This is a genomic window from Acidianus infernus (genome assembly GCF_009729545.1).
Lineage (GTDB): Archaea > Thermoproteota > Thermoprotei_A > Sulfolobales > Sulfolobaceae > Acidianus > Acidianus infernus.
Map to the genome: position 1 here is coordinate 1564848 of NZ_WFIY01000004.1, position 16166 is coordinate 1581013.

18 protein-coding genes are annotated in these 16166 nt (G+C 33.2%); 12 read left to right on the plus strand and 6 right to left on the minus strand.

Translation table 11 applies throughout. The features are described from left to right. The first annotated feature begins 1 nt into the window (after position 1). From D1867_RS09040 to D1867_RS09085, 10 genes are all read left to right on the plus strand, one after another. Positions 2-1342 carry a glycoside hydrolase family 57 protein gene (locus D1867_RS09040; protein ID WP_155863845.1) on the plus strand — a complete coding sequence of 447 codons (1341 nt, stop codon included), beginning with the start codon at positions 2-4 and terminating at the stop codon, positions 1340-1342. After that, complete coding sequence (locus tag D1867_RS09045; protein ID WP_155863846.1) at positions 1329-3029, plus strand: glycosyltransferase; 1701 nt, start codon at positions 1329-1331, stop codon at positions 3027-3029. The genes D1867_RS09040 and D1867_RS09045 overlap by 14 nt, the downstream gene beginning before the upstream one ends. Next, positions 3029-3847, plus strand: coding sequence for a hypothetical protein (locus D1867_RS09050; RefSeq protein ID WP_155863847.1), 819 nt, complete (start codon positions 3029-3031; stop codon positions 3845-3847). Before D1867_RS09045 ends, D1867_RS09050 begins: the two co-directional genes overlap by 1 nt. Next, entirely contained in the window at positions 3844-4050 is a 207-nt protein-coding gene (locus tag D1867_RS09055; protein ID WP_155863848.1) for a MoaD/ThiS family protein, read from the plus strand. Before D1867_RS09050 ends, D1867_RS09055 begins: the two co-directional genes overlap by 4 nt. After that, the gene (locus D1867_RS09060) at positions 4043-4678 is read left to right on the plus strand and encodes a hypothetical protein (protein WP_338078020.1); all 636 of its coding nucleotides are present in this window, start codon (positions 4043-4045) and stop codon (positions 4676-4678) included. Before D1867_RS09055 ends, D1867_RS09060 begins: the two co-directional genes overlap by 8 nt. Then, positions 4675-5757 (plus strand): FAD-dependent oxidoreductase, encoded by a 1083-nt coding sequence (locus D1867_RS09065; RefSeq protein WP_155863850.1) that lies wholly within the window; start codon positions 4675-4677, stop codon positions 5755-5757. The genes D1867_RS09060 and D1867_RS09065 overlap by 4 nt, the downstream gene beginning before the upstream one ends. Before the next feature lie 60 nt (positions 5758-5817). Continuing rightward, positions 5818-6324, plus strand: a complete 507-nt coding sequence (locus tag D1867_RS09070) for a DUF1955 domain-containing protein (RefSeq protein WP_155863851.1) — start codon at positions 5818-5820, stop codon at positions 6322-6324. Then, positions 6325-7662, plus strand: a complete 1338-nt coding sequence (pyk, locus tag D1867_RS09075) for a pyruvate kinase (protein WP_155863852.1) — start codon at positions 6325-6327, stop codon at positions 7660-7662. A 30-nt stretch (positions 7663-7692) separates the two neighbouring features. Then, entirely contained in the window at positions 7693-8130 is a 438-nt protein-coding gene (locus D1867_RS09080; RefSeq protein ID WP_155863853.1) for a GNAT family N-acetyltransferase, read from the plus strand. Positions 8131-8212: 82 nt separating this feature from the next. Continuing rightward, the gene (locus D1867_RS09085; RefSeq protein WP_155863854.1) at positions 8213-8563 is read left to right on the plus strand and encodes a transcriptional regulator; all 351 of its coding nucleotides are present in this window, start codon (positions 8213-8215) and stop codon (positions 8561-8563) included. 48 nt (positions 8564-8611) lie between these two features. On the opposite strand, the gene D1867_RS09090 is transcribed toward D1867_RS09085, so the two are convergent. Further along, positions 8612-8893: an ATP cone domain-containing protein gene (locus D1867_RS09090; RefSeq protein ID WP_152941916.1), complete on the minus strand. Its 282-nt coding sequence runs from the start codon at positions 8891-8893 to the stop codon at positions 8612-8614. 83 nt (positions 8894-8976) lie between these two features. Continuing rightward, positions 8977-9165, minus strand: coding sequence for a Sul7d family chromatin protein (sul7d, locus tag D1867_RS09095; RefSeq protein WP_152941918.1), 189 nt, complete (start codon positions 9163-9165; stop codon positions 8977-8979). 230 nt (positions 9166-9395) lie between these two features. On the opposite strand from sul7d, the gene D1867_RS09100 reads away from it, so the two are divergent. Then, a complete protein-coding gene (locus D1867_RS09100) occupies positions 9396-10970 on the plus strand; it encodes a B12-binding domain-containing radical SAM protein (protein WP_155863855.1) in 1575 nt (524 codons plus the stop codon). On the opposite strand, the gene D1867_RS09105 is transcribed toward D1867_RS09100, so the two are convergent. From D1867_RS09105 to D1867_RS09115, 3 genes are read right to left on the minus strand one after another with little or no spacing between them, the layout of a single operon-like run. Continuing rightward, entirely contained in the window at positions 10967-11584 is a 618-nt protein-coding gene (locus tag D1867_RS09105) for an HAD family hydrolase (RefSeq protein WP_155863856.1), read from the minus strand. The two genes, D1867_RS09100 and D1867_RS09105, sit on opposite strands and share 4 nt — an antisense overlap. After that, positions 11581-13029 (minus strand): endonuclease Bax1, encoded by a 1449-nt coding sequence (gene bax1, locus D1867_RS09110; RefSeq protein ID WP_338078021.1) that lies wholly within the window; start codon positions 13027-13029, stop codon positions 11581-11583. The genes D1867_RS09105 and bax1 overlap by 4 nt, the downstream gene beginning before the upstream one ends. After that, a complete protein-coding gene (locus tag D1867_RS09115; RefSeq protein ID WP_338078022.1) occupies positions 13016-14362 on the minus strand; it encodes a DEAD/DEAH box helicase in 1347 nt (448 codons plus the stop codon). The genes bax1 and D1867_RS09115 overlap by 14 nt, the downstream gene beginning before the upstream one ends. A 76-nt stretch (positions 14363-14438) precedes the next feature. Here D1867_RS09115 and D1867_RS09120 point away from each other — a divergent pair, with 76 nt between their 5' ends. Beyond that, positions 14439-15365 carry an MBL fold metallo-hydrolase gene (locus tag D1867_RS09120; RefSeq protein WP_155863857.1) on the plus strand — a complete coding sequence of 309 codons (927 nt, stop codon included), beginning with the start codon at positions 14439-14441 and terminating at the stop codon, positions 15363-15365. Here D1867_RS09120 and D1867_RS09125 read toward each other — a convergent pair. Next, positions 15359-16105, minus strand: coding sequence for a VIT1/CCC1 transporter family protein (locus D1867_RS09125; protein WP_155863858.1), 747 nt, complete (start codon positions 16103-16105; stop codon positions 15359-15361). The genes D1867_RS09120 and D1867_RS09125 overlap by 7 nt on opposite strands. Positions 16106-16166: the final 61 nt, after the last annotated feature.

Consider the following 16166-nt stretch of genomic DNA (forward strand, 5'->3'; position numbering starts at 1 on the left):
TATGGTAGACAAAATAATACTTGGCTTTGAAGTTCACCAACCTTTTAGAATTAGAAAAGATGCATTCTGGAATCCTAGATTTAGAGGTAACGTATTAGAGCGATTCTTTGACATGGAATTAAATAAGGAAATCTTTAACCGAGTTAAGAGGAAATGTTACATTCCTGCTACCAAAATAATCTTAGAAGAAATAGAGAACGCAGAAGATGAAGGTAGAGAAGTAAAATTCTTCTTTTCACTTTCTGGTACGTTTATAGAACAAGCTGAGAAATGGGGCAAAGATGTATTGGAGCTTTTCCAAGTTCTTTCATCTACTAAAAAGGTTGAATTTTTAGGGCAAACTTATTATCATTCGATTACTTCCTTATGGGAAGATAAGACTGAGTGGAAAGAGCAAGTTAGAGAGCAGAAAGAGATAATAAAGGAATATTTTAAGCAGGAGCCTCAAGTTTTCGAGAATACTGAGCTTTTAACTAATCCTCAAATATTAGACATGGTAGAAGAAATAGGATATAAAGGAATAATAATGGAAGGTAAGGAGAGTACTCTGAATGGTAAAAGCCCTAATTTTGTATATAGAAGAAAAGGACTTACTATCCTTTTTAGAAACTATAGGCTAAGCGACGATATTGCGTTCAGATTTTCCTTAAGGAATTGGGATCAATATCCTTTAACTGCGGATAAATTTGCAAATTGGGTTAAGGACTCTCCTGGTCAAGTTGTCACAATATTTGTTGATTACGAAACTTTTGGGGAACATCATTGGCCAGAATCAGGAATTTTAGATTTTCTCAGATGGTTACCAAGAGAACTTAATAAGAGGGGAGTAAAGTTTGCTCTACCTAGAGAATTAATAAACGAGTCCTATTATGATATAGACATACAAGGAACTTCCTCTTGGGCTGATATAAATAAGGATGAGAGTAGTTGGTTAGGTAATATAATGCAATGGGCTTATGATGAAGCAGTAAGAAGAGCTGAAATGCCGTCCAAGGAATTAGGAGGAGATTATTTGAAAGCCTGGAAGTACTTTACTACTAGTGATAATTATTATTACTTATTTACGGGTGGAGGAGGTCCTGCAGAAGTTCATAATTACTTTAACGCTTATTCTACGCCTGTTGACGCATTTATAAATGAATTTTATGCAATAAATGCTTTTCTTAATGAAGAGCTTCATAAACTTGGTATAAATAATGAGCCTTTCTTCTTCGTTAAAAATGGTAAAAGAAGTTCTGTAGCGTGGAATAAAAAGGAATTCGAGGAGATAATTAAAAGAGATGAGAGTTTGAAAGATCATTTGAAATACCTAAAGGAGTGGTTAGGAAATGAAAAGGATTGAGTCTTTATGGATTCCAGATAAAATTGAAAAGATATGGTTACTTACTTTTGAATTATCTAAAATAGCTAGCATGGGTGGTTTAGGTACTGCAGTATATAACCTAGGCAAGGAATTAGCATCACTTGGTAAACAAGTTACTGTCATAATGCCAAGCCACGGAAGGCATATGAATGATTACTATAGGAGTTTACTAAAACTTAGGGATTCCGGAATAACAATTTATGGCGTTAGAAAAGGAATGAATGGTGTATATTATCCTTACAAGTTGGGATTTGAAATAGGCGAATTGGACGGAATGAAAATAATGCTGGCTAAAGGCCTTGATTATGATACTGGAAGAATAATGGATTCTTGGGGAATTTACGATTACGCTATGGAAAAATCTGCACTATTAGCTAGAGCTATAGAAGGTTTAATTCAGAACATGAGCCTAGAAGACGTTCCTTCAATAATACATGTTAATGACTGGCATTCAGTGCTAGCTGGGGTAAAGGCAAAATTAATGTTTGAACAAAGAAGGGTTATCGTACCATTGATGTATACAATACACTTACTAAATAAAATAGGCGCTCCTTGGCATTACGCATCTCCAGATTGGGGAGGTCTTGAAGATTATTACCATTATATTTGGATGGTAGCAAAGCATATAGCATACAAAACTAGCGTTTTATGGGATTATTGTGAAGGTAAGATAGAAAGGTTTGGCGCTTATGAGGCAGATATAATAGCTACAGTTAGTAAAAGTTACCTAAACTATGACGTTTTTCCTTATATAGGGAATTTTATGGAAAACAAGAGTTGTGTAACTTATAATGGAACTGATTGGAAGCTTGAGGAAGCTTCCGCACTCTCTATAAAGTACTTTGGTACTGCGGATAGGAAAGTTGCAAGGAAATCGGCATATAAGTTAATTTCCTTGCAAAAGGCAATTCCAGAAGATTATACTACTGGTAACATGTTATGGAATAATAGACATAGGATAGGGATAAAAGATGACTGGACTACCGAAGAGCTTCAAGACGGTCCACTGGTCCTCTTTACTGGTAGAATAATTTATCAAAAAGGAATCGACTTGCTCCTTAGAGCGTTCAAAGATGTAGTTAATGAGATTTGGAACGCTAGACTAATAGTCTTTGGTGTTCCTACTGGAGATTACGGCTTATTACAAGATATAATAGATAGGTCTGCAGAAATTAGGGACAACGTTCGCTTGTTAATTTCTCATGGAATTAATCCAGAAATTTATAAAGTAGCACATTACGTGGCGTCAGTATTTGTAGTTCCTTCTAGATGGGAACCTTTTGGTATTAATGCTATTGAGGCAATGGCTGTAGGAACTCCAGTAATAGCTTATTCTGTGGGCGGTCTGACTGAATCAATCCTAGATTTAAGATGGAATAAGGACGGAACAGGATTTTTAGTTGAACCAGAGAGTATATCATCCTTATCCACTGCAATCAAAACCGCTATTTATTTATCCTTGGCAGATGAAAACGACGATAGGAGTTATCTTAACAAGAGCTATATTTACAAGACAGATAATGTCCATATATGGTCTGTAGTCAGAGAAAATGCAGTAAAAAGAGTTGAGGAAAACTTTAGGTGGAATAAAGTAGCAAATTCCGTACTTAACTGCTATGAAAAGGGATTAATTATGGCAAAATATAGAGCTTTGGCGTATATGTGATGTTAGTCTGTAGACAAGGATTGAAAGATGGTAATGATTCTCTTTATGATTACGGGAATTTCCAAGTTATTAAGAACGAGAAAGGGCGTTATTTTTACTCTGAAGGAATAATTTTAAAGGTAAGCGATATTTCTTCTAACGTTTTAGATAAACTAATTTATGCAATTAACAAAGGGATAAGATATTTCTTCCTTGAAGGATATTTATTACAGTATATTCCTAGTTTTGGATATGGAAATTATTTTATATTTAAAACGGAAATCAAAGACGAAGAACTAAATAATAAATCTTTACAACTTTTAGAAGGCAAAGTAAGTGAGGATGAATACATTGGTTATTTAATGAAATATCAAGGAGCTAAAGGGGAGACTATTGGCGTCATAGATGAATTTTATACGCTCACTAATGAGTTAAGGTTACCTAAATACGAACCCATGGAATTGACTCAATGTAAAGAATTAGAAGTTAAATTTGAAGATAAATATGTAGAGATATTTAATGTTAGATTTAGAATTTTAGATATTCCATATTTTAATTTTTTATCTAAATATATTTCTGTTTTGCAAATTATTAAAGGAAGTTATAAAGGCGAAATAAAGACTAGCTCAGGAGAAGGAATAATTTATCACGAAATAAATAAAATTAAAAATCTTACTTTTTCTTTTACTAAAATTTGCGGTAAGTATAGGTTAGACACTCCAGAGAATTGTATAATAGGTGATGGAATATCTTTTCATACAAAAAATAAGGATGAAATAAGCCAACTAATGTATTGTTTGGAAAATTTAAAAACACTAAGAGATAGCTTAAACTTATGAAAGTTGAGGTAAATTTGGCAAGAGAAAATGTTACTAAATCCCTCGAGGTTCCAGACTATTACAGAGTGAGAGATTTACTAAAACATTTAGGCTATACAATACAAGGTACAGTAGTTCTTAGAAACGGTATACCTATTATAGAAGATGAGAAAATTAAAGATGGAGACAAACTAACTATAGTACTTACTGCATCTGGTGGATAAATTGAAACTTAAAGATCTTAAAAGTCCAAAGCAAGAGATTAGGAAGAAAGCTTGGGAGGAAGTAATAAATATCATTAAATCTGGATATTATTCAAATTTGCTAGAAAATAGAGGGTTTTTTAGATCTCTCTTATGGTTTCCTTTACAAGGAGTTAGAGATGACGCCTGGAATCACCTCGAAGTTTATAAAATGCTTACAATAGAAGGAATTGAAAAAACTTTGGTTGCAAACTCTGATAAAATAAAGATATCCGCATGGGAACACGTTGAAGAGTTATTAAAATACGAGTTAGTACCAAAGGAGATAATAGTTTCCTCTAGGTATTCTTTCTGGAGGCTATTAAGGAGTTATTATCCAACAATTAGGAAGAAAGCTTGGAAACTTTTTCCTAAACTAGTGGAGTTAGGTATTATTCAACCTTCCGATAAAGATAGGTATTACGAATTTTTAAGTCATAAGAAACCTTCAGTAAGGATTTATGCTTGGAAATATTCATTAGACTTAATAAAACAAGGTTTTATAACTAAAGAAAACATATTAAACCAAATAAAATATTTAGAGGAACTTTCAACTAAAGAAAGTAATATTAAGAAATTGGCAGTAAAAATATTGAGCGAATTGAAATGAAAGTGGCTATAGTAGGTGGCGGAATAGTTGGATTATTTACTGCATATTTTTTAAAGAAAGAAGGTGTAGAAGTTACAATTTTTGAAAAAGCTGACTTGGGCAGTTATTCTATTCATGCCGCAGGATTAATAGAGCCTTACAGATTTGATAAAATAAATTCTACTAATATGATAATAAAAATGCTAAAATATAGTCTTAGGGGTGCTACGTATATAAGGAACGTTAATAAGTTCTGGTTAAAAGAACTTCTCAGAAATCTAAATAAAAATCCTCCAGAGGACGCTTGGAAAACCATGAGGGAGATGGCAGAATTTTCACTGAAGGCATATAAGGAAATGGCAGAAGAAAGGAACGATTTTGATTATAAGGATGATGGATTATATGAAGTTTATCTTAATGAAGAAGATCTGGAAAAAGGATTAGAGGAAGAGAAGAAGAGTCCTTTTAATCCTAAGTTTGAAAAAGTGGACTTTGAAGGATTTGCTGGCGCAATATTTTTCCCGGAGCTTTCAAGAATTTCTACTGAGAAATTTATAGATAGGATGAGAAATGAACTTAAAGGAGTAAAAATTGTAAATAAAGATATTCAAAACTTAGGGGAGTTGAAAGATTTTGACGAAATAGTCCTAGCATCAGGTGTTTGGACTACTAAATTTATTAGCAATCTACCGGTTACAGCATTCAAAGGTTACGGTTATAGAGTTAAGGGAATTCCTAAATATAATAAGCCTTTAGTCTTAGTAGATGATGGAATAGCCATCTCACCTTTTGAGGATTATATAAAAATAACCGGCGGATTTGACGCAGACAGCTCTTATGATTCCAGTAGGGCACAACTAGTTCTTGATAAATCTTCTAGGATTGTAGATATATCATATATTTACGAAATGAATATGGGCTTCAGACCTTGCTCTCCTGACGGTTTTCCTATAATAGGAAAAAGTGGTAATGTTACAGTAGCCACGGGTGCCTGCAGATTAGGCTGGAGCTATGCTCCCGCAATGGGTAAATATACTACAGATTTAGTCCTAGGTAGATTGAAAGATTTAGGTTACATTTCACGCTATGTTAAATTTTAAATAGACTCACTGTAAATCGAAACTAAAACATATTTAAGCTTCGATTACAATATATACACAATGGTAACCGATACTTATGAGCTAATAAAATCCTTGACTGAAGCCAAGGAACGAATAATAGATGGTTATGTAAAACAAGGTATAGAATTAATTGAGAAAACAGTCTCATCAAATAATATTTCCCAAGCTAATTGGGTTATTTGTAATATAATAGATGCTGCAAAATGCGAATACTTAGTTGAAGTGCTCGATTCAATAGGTAAAATCTTTGATATTTCAGTTTGCGGTAACGTAAAAAGAGTTATTTCATGTTATGCTAAGGTTGGGAGATATAGTGAATTCGTTGATATAGCAATTAATTCCATAGTGAACAGAGGTAAGAAAGATCAATTAGATAAAGTACTGAACGATGTAGGAAATAATGGAGAATTTCTATACAAGCTATCTTTAGCTTATGAAAAACTTCATGACCTTAAGAAGGCTCAAGAGTTAAGGAAGAAAGCTTGTGATAGTGGCATTCCTGAAGCATGCGAAAATATTAACCAAGTATCACCAAGTTATTCATAAATGCGAAAAACAAAGATTATTGCTACATTAGGTCCTTCAAGTATAGATAAAGTAAAAGAACTTTCACAGTATGTTGATATTTTTAGGATAAACTTTGCACATGGGGATACAGAAAGTCATAAAGAGTATTTTGAGAAAATAAAGGAATATTCTGAAGCTTCAATTTTAGTAGATCTTCCTGGACCTAAAATTAGAGTAGGAGATATAAAGGGAAAAATAGTTTTAAAACCTGGAGATAAGGTTGTTTTTTCTCCTTATGAGGGAATTCCAGTTGAAGACCCATTATTTTATTCTGGAGTTAAAGAAAATTCTTATGTATTAATTGCTGATGGTAGTATAAAAATTAACGTAACAAAAGTAGAAAAAGATAGAGTAGAAGGAGTCGTTATTGAAGGCGGAACTGTAACTTCTAGGAAGGGAATAAATATTCCAGACATTAAAATTCCGTCTGGAGTTACAGATAACGATTTACAACTTCTTAAAGAAGCTTTAGACTTAGGAGCCGACTTTATCGGTTTATCCTTTGTCCTTAGCAAGGACGATGTATTGAAAGTAAAAAGCATATCAAAAGATAGAGCTTGGATAATAGCTAAAATTGAAAAGAAAAATGCTGTTGAAAACCTCAAGGATATTATTAAAGCAGCAGACGGTGTAATGGTAGCTAGGGGAGATCTAGGAGTAGAAATAGGTTTAGAAAATCTCCCTTTTATTCAGAAAAAGATAATAAGGCTTTCAAAGCTTTACGGAAAACCAGTAATTCTTGCCACTCAAGTGTTAGAATCAATGGTAAATAATCCTATTCCAACTAGGGCTGAAGTTATCGATATTTCTAATTCTGTATCAGAAGGAGTAGACGCTATAATGTTAAGTGATGAAACTGCGGCAGGCAACTATCCAGTAGAGGCCGTAAAGACTCTTCACGATATAATTTTAGCTGTAGAGAAAAGAGTGAAAACAGTAAGACCTCCTCCACTTACTGGAGATGACGCAATTGCGGTAGCATCAGTAAATGTGGCTGAAATTTCTAAGGCAAAGCTTTTAGTAGTGCATAGTAGAAGTGGAACTTCGATTATAAGAATATCAAGGCTCAGGCCAAAAGTACCAATAATTGGACTATCTCCCAATAAAGAATTAATTAGAAAATTAAAGATGTGTTGGGGTGTATATCCTTTTCTTACTGAGAAGACGTTAATCACACTTAATGATATAATAACATATGCGGAAGAAATTTCCAAAAAATTTGTTAAGTGTAACGATAACATAGTTATAACTGGTGGAGATCCTACATTGGAAGAAGGTAGGACGGATTTTATAAAGCTTCATCAAATAGTATGTTAGTTTTTTAAATATAAGTTGTAAAATATAAATATGATAAATGCTTTGCAAATAAGGAAAGCTAACTTCTCTGACGTGGAGGAGATTTATAACCTCTATAATTCTCTTTCACCAGACGACCTTTATATGAGGTTCTTCTCCTTTAAAAGGCTCAGTGAACAAGATGTAGCAAATTTGACGAAATCGTCAAAAGTTACTTTGATAGCGGTAATTGATAGCGAGATTGTTGGTGAAATTTCATTATATGAGGACGGTGAGTTTTCCCTAGTCGTAAAGCCAGAACACAGAAGAAAAGGAATTGGAACCATGCTTGTAAAGAGTATTATAGAGGAAGCTAAAAAGCTAGGAATGTCTAAAGTAAAATTTTATACATTACCTGATAATATTCCAATGATAAAAATTGGTAAGAAATTAGGCTTCACTTTAAGGTTTTCTTCAGACGAGGTCTTTGGTATACTCAGTTTACAATAATTGGAAAGAGATACGAAATAATGTATGGTAAAAAATGTAGAAATCGTTAAATACTGTTAAAGATAAAATATAGCAGATTAACTTGAATAGAAAAGTAATAGCTCCATGCGAGGTTGCAGTAAGAGATATAATTCCAGTAATAAAAGCAATTTTAGTTGAGCGACTTTATGCGCAGGGATTATCCCAATTGCAAATATCTACATTGATGGGCATAAGCCCTGCAGAAGTAAACTATTATTTAAAAGGCAAAAGGGGCAATGAAGATGTTAAAAAGAAACTTGAAGCTGATGAAGAAATTATGGATCTAGTAAATTCTGTAGTTAGAAGGCTAGTAAACTCTACTAACGGAGAAGTTATAAATATTTGCCCGTTGTGTAGCTTAGCTAGAAAAAAATTGAATAAAAATGATTATTCTTGTCCATACGACATTTAATCAGCTCTTGCAACCATTTGCTCATTGCTCGCTAAGCCTGGAAGCTCATCATTTTAATTCCTTCTCTGTTTCCCTCTTTTTTGCAACCCTATCATAGGCTATCCAGTTTCTATACCAAGTTTCATTTTCTGCCTTCAAGTAATTAAGTATTAACGATGTTAACTCTTTTGCAGTTACACTCTCTTTATTATCCATATATATCTTACCTATTGTCATGAAAGCTATTTTTCTTGCTATGTCAATAGGAGCTCCAGTTTTTAATACACTAACTACTATCTTCTCATAAATTAGTTCTTCTTCGCTTCCATCTCTTTTTATAACTTTTACCATGAGTATCTATTCTCTTTAAAGAATATAAATATTAATAATGGGCAAGAAAAAAGAAGTTATATTAAAAGAGGAAAAGGGCTTCCTTATTTCTTCTCTAATTTCTCTAGTAGTTCTTTTGGTGCGTCTTTTTCGCTAACTGCTCCCCTACCAGTCTTACCGTTGTCGTCGTAGGTGAACGATATCATTTTGCCAACTCTCCAAACCTTCTTTATCTTCGAAATATCTACTTCCTTCTCCTCTCCCTTATACTTGAACTTTACTTTAGTAGCCATCAAGATAAAGAGCGAATATAATATATAAAAACGTTACGATACTACCATAAGTATGACTTACGTAGTTTTCGCAACGGTAATATCAAAAGCGAAAAATATTTTGGAAACTCTTAGTCTTTAATCAATGATAATATTGGGCATTACTCCTATTTTCAATTTAACGAAGATCTTTATCTCAATTGGAAGTTTTTTGAAGAAATATTTATTTTAGATAGCTCGAAATGACTCTTATGACCTATCAGATAATACTATCTTCTGATAGGGGATCCTTCACCGATTATGGGGGATCTAGCGTTTTAGGCTATGTCGCATGCATGCCATCTAGATTAGTTCCAAGGTTCTTCATGGATAAGTTCTTTACTCCTAAGGTACCATTAAAGGGAGATAATGCAGCTTACGCTCCATATGCATTAAGAAAAGTAGAGGCTATCTTGTCTAATTCTGGTTTTAATGTAACAGTAATTCCTCCAGAGAAAATTGAGAAGTATGTTAAAGATGCTAAAATTCTTGGAATAACAGTTCATGATCCTTTTGGTTTAAATCCAGTTAGTGCAAAGCTCAGCTTTATCTTTGGTGGAGGACCAACTTGGACTGCTCAATTCTTCTCTGAATTTGGCGAGAAAGTTTCGAAACTTAAAGAAAAATATAATTTTAAAGTGATAGCTGGAGGTCCCGGATCTTGGGAGTTGAGTTTAAGAAAACCGGACTGGGTCGATGTAGTATTTCTAGGCGAGGCAGAAGTTGATTTACCTATTATAGCCAAGAAAATTATTGACGGTGAAGATGTTCCACCCATAGTTAAAGGTAGGAACGCAAAAATCGAGGAAATTCCTACCATAAAGAATCCTGCAAGGCTTGGAGAAGTCCAGATAACTAGAGGATGTCCTAGAGGATGTAAATTCTGTTCTGTAACGCCAGAAACTTTCCGTTCTATTCCTTTAGATCAGATTAAGAAAGAAGTAGAAGTTAATCTAAAAGGAGGATGGAGAAGAGTAGAATTTATAACAGATGATGTAATGCTTTATGGTTCCTCAAAATTAAGGACTAACCATGACGCAATAGTTAAGCTGTTCACTGAGGTGATGAACATGGGTGTTGATGGAATATGGTTTCCGCATATTTCTGCTCCTGCAGTTAGAGAAAGCCCTAAGACCGTGAAGGCAATAGCTGAGATTGCTAGATATGATGTAGATAGGGCTGCAGCTCCAGTAGTAGGGCTTGAAACTGGAAGTTTAAAAATTCTTGAAAAGTACATGACTGCAAAGGCTTTTCCATGGACTCCTAGGGAGTGGAAGGATGTAATCTTGGATGCTACAGCTATAATGAATGATAATTATATTTACCCTTGTTATACCATGACAATAGGATATCCAGAGGAGGACGAGAAGGACGTAGAAGATAGCATAAACCTTGTTCAGAGTATTATAGATCATAAGTTCACCGCGTGGATATTTCCGTTACCGGTAATACCAATTTCAACAACGTATATAAGTAAGAATCCTTATCCAAAGCCAGAAACATTACCACAAAATTATTGGGACTTACTTTATATTTCCTGGCATTACGATCTTAAAGTCACAAGGGACTTAATACCAATATTAACTGGCGGTATAAAGAATAAATTAGTAAGAAAGTTTGTGCAAATAATGATAGATAAGATATTCTCAAATATAGATTATATATTCCTTCAACTAAAGAACACTAAAGGTGAGTTCTCTAAGACTTTCTCGCAAATAAACCTTAATAATACGCTAGGCGTGATAAAGTCAATATATTGGTTAATAAGAATTGCAGCAAAACCTTAATTATTTATTATGCAACATAAAGTTTCAATCACTTTTGCATTATATTTTCTCATTGCCTCATCATAATCTATTTTTAAGTCTCCTTTAACTAAGTAAATTTCTCTTATTCCAGAATTATAGTAAGCTATAACGTCTTGTAAAGTATCTCCTACACCAAATACGTTTCTAGGATCTTCTCCTAGAAGTGATAAAGCTTTTAATACTGGTTCAGGGTCTGGCTTGCCTTTTTTGACATCGTCTCCTGCAATAAGTATATCTGGTTCAAAATTTAATATTTTCAAAGACTCTATTGCAGATCTTCTTAAAGATGAAGTAACTACTGCGGTCTTAATTTTCTCTTTCTTCAGTTTGTTAACAAGGTCTATGGCACAAGGAGTTGGTTTTGCGTAAATTTTAACTAGGTTATCAAAATACGTGTTTTTTCTCTCATATAATTCTTTCCATCTATCTTTAGCTAATAATTTAGCAATTTCCTCCGTTTTTCTTCCCATCAATTTATCAAGGTCTACGGATATTTTTATTCCTAGATCTTTTAATGACAATTCCCAAGCCATTCTATGAACTTTTACTGTAGTTACTAAAGTACCGTCAAGGTCAAGTATTACAGCATTCATTTTTTAACGACAGCATCAGTTATGCCTAGCCATTTAAATTTATATCCTAAATATTCTAAAACCTCTGTAATATAATCACCATATATCTTTATTAATTCGCTAAGCTTTTTGTTCTCAAAGTTCTCTTCTTTAAGCTTTTCCAAAAAGTCTTTTCTAACAAAATAATTTCCAGTAAGTATGTATTTGTCATCATGTATATTCTTCTTGATTATTTCCTCGCTCACGTTAAGTTTCCTTGATAAATCCTTTACAGAGATTACGTCTCCTTCAAGGTTATAACTTATGTTAATACTCTCTGCGTTCTTCCTCTCATATTCCTTTAGCCATTTATAAACTAGGCCGATGTCTACTCTATTCTTATATTTTATAACGTTAAAATCTGAGAAGTCTTCTTTACTTAGCTCTTGATTTAAAAGAACTAAAATTTCTCCCTCTTTAAAATTTCTTAATTTTTCTAGTTTTTCTCTAATATATTCTTTTGTCCAGAAGCCTACTATTTCCACATAGATTTTAAATGAATTCTTTTCGACTAAGAAATCTGGAATGAACAATCTCCCATTAATTACTAAGGCTTCTGGCTCTCTGTAAATTTTCCAGTCCTTTATTACTTTTTGGAAATCATTAAAAAACCTTTCTTCGACGCTACTATCAAACCTTTTCTCATCTTCTTCTCTCACTTTAGAATCAATTAAATCGAATTTTTCCACGGTTAAAAGAAAAGTTCTTTTTATTTTCTTACCAAGTACTAGTTCAGCGTTAATCTTCCAATACTTTGATGAAACAATGTAAGGTAGTATTACTGCCATATTCCTTCCGTATTTTTCAGTCATTTTGACTAACGTTGCAGGGCCTATGATATCTATTCTTATAGGATTAGGATAAGCATAATACATTAAACCTAACCATTTTATCCTTTTGATAATTTCCTTCCAATTACCTTCTATTTGTACAGCCATCTTATAACTCTTGAAAAGCAAAGTTTGAAGTAAAGATAAATTATACATTTTTATGAGAGAAATTGGAGAAACTCTGTTTACACTACTTACCGTCTTTTCTTCTTCCATGTCAGAAAACATGTACTTTTCTGCGTCTACCTTAAGTTTCTCTCCAACTTCCTTTAGTATTTTCTCCCTTTCCTGTCTAGATGTTATAGGTCCATACGAAAATACTTCTCTTCTAATAATTCTTGGATCTATAGGGGAATCTTCACTGAGAGTACATAGTCTTAACATTTCTTTATAGAAACCTCTAATCAATTTAACTTTACAAGGGGTATCGTAAGCTTTTTCTAAGATTTTTATTTCATCTAGTATATCACCTAGTTTTCTACCTTCCTTGAACATTTCGATTATATTTCTAGCTAATGGTTCGTCTTCTTCAGTAGCAAATAAAGGTATAACCTTATTTCCTTGAATTTTATATCTAGCTAATTCAGACGGTAGCACGATGCCTCCTCTTGCTCAAGTTATAATCAGAGGTGCCTTTGGTTATTATTTCAATAAGTAAAGCCTTATTCTTTTCTCCTTCTTTTTTCCTCAGTATCCTACCTAACCTCTGTAACATTTGCCTAGAAGTTCCGTAACCTCCTAAAACAATTCCAATATTAGCGTCAGGTATATCGACTCCTTCATCAAATACGCTAGAAGCTACTATAACCTTATATTTGCCTTCTTTAAACTTCCTTAATATTTCACTTCTTTCATCTTTTGGTGTCTTGTAAGTTACTACTGGTATTAGAAATTCTCTGGAAACATTATAAGCCATTTCAACGTCTCTAGTGAAAATAATAATCTTATTTTCCTTATTGTTGTATTCATTCAGTAATTCTCTTAATTTCTCAATTTTAGCTTTAGAATTGACAGAAATTCTTAAAGCAGTATGCCATGCTAAAAGCGCTTCTCTAGCCTCTGGATCTCTTCCAGCTAATTTTACTAATTTATGAAAAGACTCTAAGCTATCTAATTGCATGTTTCTAGAAGATAAGAATTGCTTTAGTTTTTTCCTTAACTCTTCATATTTCTTTTTCTCGTCATCAGTTAGTGAAACGTAAATTTTCTTTATCTCAAATTCTGCGAGATATTTTCCGGCAAGTTCTGAAGCTCTTAGTCTAAAAACCACAGGGCCCACTAAGTCTGGTAATAATCTATGTCTGCTGTCTTCTCTTTCGGGAGTTGCAGTTAATCCTAATCTATAAGGTGAAGCCAGCATTTGAGCTACTTGAGAATATCCTTCTGAAGGTAAATGGTGCACTTCATCAAATATTACGAAAGCAAATTTGTTTCCTATTTCTTCTACTCTTGTGTAAGCCGAGTCGTATGTAATTACTGTTATAGCTTTTAATTCGTCATATCCTCCTCCTATTCTTCCTGGAGAGTAATTTAATGCATCTTTTATTTTTTCATACCATTGGTCTAGCAAATCAATTGTTGGAACTAGTATCAGTGTTGATGCTTTTACTTTTGTTATTGCTTTTATTCCAACTGCAGTCTTTCCTGCTCCAGTAGGTAAGACAATTATCCCTCTTTTTCCTGCTCTATTCCAGAAAAATAATGCCTTAGCTTGGTAATCTCTTAGTGTTATTTTATCCTCTATCATAGGAAAAGGTAAAGTGTCCAAAACATTATCTTCAATTTTAATTTCTTCTCTTTTAAAATACTCTAGAACATCCCTGTATTTATATGCAAATCCTATATATTTTTTGAATTCATCACTCCACTTTAAACCTGGGGCATAATAATCTGAAAGTAGTAATCCTTTATAGTACGATAATCTTACCACAATATTATGTTAAAAATTGAAATATTTAACTCTTATTAGGTTAAGTATATATTAGTTAGAAAAACAATATAAATTCATGGAAATCAAGCCTTTAGCATTTGAGAGCTTAGGAGTAAGGTCACAAGCTACTTTTATAGAAACTAAGGACGTTAGAATATTAGTAGATCCAGCAGTATCTTTAGCTCCAAGACGTTATGGCTTACCCCCACATCAAAGAGAGGTTGACAGACTTACGGAGCTGGCTAAGGTAATAACTGAAAAAGCTAGAGAGGCAGATATAATTATAGTAACTCATTATCATTATGATCATCACGATCCGGGTTTCATAATTCCCAAGGATATTTATAAAAATAAGAAGGTCTTCATTAAAGATCCAAAAGAGAATATAAATATGAGTCAGAAAAGAGTTAGGGCTCCAAGGTTTCTTAATTCTATTCACGGTTTACCAGAGAGTATAGAAACTGCTGAAGGAAAGGAAATACAAATAGGCTCTACAAAGATAATATTTTCTCAAGCAGTTCCTCATGGTGCAGATGAAAGATTAGGTTATGTTGTTCAAGTTGCAATAAAAGACGGTGATCAGACAGTATTAATAACTTCAGATATAGAAGGTGCGCCAAAAGATCAGCACTTAGAGTTTACATTGAAAGTAAAGCCTAACGTTATAATAATAGATGGTCCTTTAAGTTATCTTTTAGGTTATGCACTAAAGCAGGAGGATTTAGATAATTCAATAAAGAATCTTGAAAGGGTAGTAAAAGAAGGAGCTGAAACAATGATAGTCGATCATCACGTTTTAAGGGATTTAAATTATAAGGCAGTATTATCAAACGTTTATGAAGTAGCAAGAAGCGTAAATGCCAAAGTTATTACTGCTGCAGAGTTCTTAAATACTGAACCACTTATTTTAGAGGCTAGAAGAAGAGAATTATTCAAAGAAGAAAATAAACCTGCTAGAATTCCAAGAAATTTAGCTCAATTATTAACAGCTGGCGGTCAATAACCTAATCCTGGAGGTATTGTAATAAAGTGGGCTAGTAATAATCCTGCAACATAGCTTCCTATTAATGCTATTAATCCTGTTCCTATTTGTTCTAGTGCGCCTCTAGGTTTGCTTAATCCAGTATATTTTGTCGCCATACTGCCGAAAATTCCTAAAGAAGCCAACATTATACCCATTGATGACAAAAGTGATGCATAAAATGGGATTCTTACGAATAATGAAATTATAAATGGTATCAGTGGTAAAAGTCCTCCGATTATTAAGTAAAGGCTCATAAGGAATCCCAATTTCACTGGGCTCTCAAATTCTTCTGGTGTAATTTTTAGTTCATTAAGCATCATTTCTCTTAATACAGTTTCTTTATCCTTCATGAAAATGTCAGCTATTTTTTCTGAGTCTTCTCTACTTAGACCTTTTTTAATGTAGAAATCTATTAATTCTTCTCTTTCTTTCTCTGGAAAATTATCTATTTCATATTTCTCTTTCTTTATTTCGTTTTGTATTACCTGCATCCTTACTCTAGTTGATATATATTCTCCTATTCCCATGGAGAATGCTTGGCCTATCGTAGCTATTAATCCTGTTATTACTACTAAGAGAGGCTCTTGTGAAAAGCCTGCAGCACCTATTGCAATGCTACCTATTCCTATTAATCCGTCTTGTATTCCAAAGACTTTAGTTCTAAATGTGTCCGCCTCATTAGTGTAATGTTTGACAGGTTCCTTTATTTCTTTTTCCATAAATTCATATTTTATCTTCATCTTATAAACTTATGTTCTAATACGATTTATCGTAATAAGT

What these genes read in the sequence shown, in the direction of transcription:
- D1867_RS09040 (WP_155863845.1), top strand. Translation starts at nt 2, where the DNA reads ATGGTAGACAAAATAATACTTGGCTTTGAAGTTCACCAACCTTTTAGA.
- D1867_RS09045 (WP_155863846.1), top strand. Translation starts at nt 1,329, where the DNA reads ATGAAAAGGATTGAGTCTTTATGGATTCCAGATAAAATTGAAAAGATA.
- D1867_RS09050 (WP_155863847.1), top strand. Translation starts at nt 3,029, where the DNA reads ATGTTAGTCTGTAGACAAGGATTGAAAGATGGTAATGATTCTCTTTAT.
- D1867_RS09055 (WP_155863848.1), top strand. Translation starts at nt 3,844, where the DNA reads ATGAAAGTTGAGGTAAATTTGGCAAGAGAAAATGTTACTAAATCCCTC.
- D1867_RS09065 (WP_155863850.1), top strand. Translation starts at nt 4,675, where the DNA reads ATGAAAGTGGCTATAGTAGGTGGCGGAATAGTTGGATTATTTACTGCA.
- D1867_RS09070 (WP_155863851.1), top strand. Translation starts at nt 5,818, where the DNA reads ATGGTAACCGATACTTATGAGCTAATAAAATCCTTGACTGAAGCCAAG.
- pyk (WP_155863852.1), top strand. Translation starts at nt 6,325, where the DNA reads ATGCGAAAAACAAAGATTATTGCTACATTAGGTCCTTCAAGTATAGAT.
- D1867_RS09080 (WP_155863853.1), top strand. Translation starts at nt 7,693, where the DNA reads ATGATAAATGCTTTGCAAATAAGGAAAGCTAACTTCTCTGACGTGGAG.
- D1867_RS09090 (WP_152941916.1), bottom strand. Translation starts at nt 8,893, where the DNA reads ATGGTAAAAGTTATAAAAAGAGATGGAAGCGAAGAAGAACTAATTTAT.
- sul7d (WP_152941918.1), bottom strand. Translation starts at nt 9,165, where the DNA reads ATGGCTACTAAAGTAAAGTTCAAGTATAAGGGAGAGGAGAAGGAAGTA.
- D1867_RS09100 (WP_155863855.1), top strand. Translation starts at nt 9,396, where the DNA reads ATGACCTATCAGATAATACTATCTTCTGATAGGGGATCCTTCACCGAT.
- D1867_RS09105 (WP_155863856.1), bottom strand. Translation starts at nt 11,584, where the DNA reads ATGAATGCTGTAATACTTGACCTTGACGGTACTTTAGTAACTACAGTA.
- D1867_RS09120 (WP_155863857.1), top strand. Translation starts at nt 14,439, where the DNA reads ATGGAAATCAAGCCTTTAGCATTTGAGAGCTTAGGAGTAAGGTCACAA.
- D1867_RS09125 (WP_155863858.1), bottom strand. Translation starts at nt 16,105, where the DNA reads ATGGAAAAAGAAATAAAGGAACCTGTCAAACATTACACTAATGAGGCG.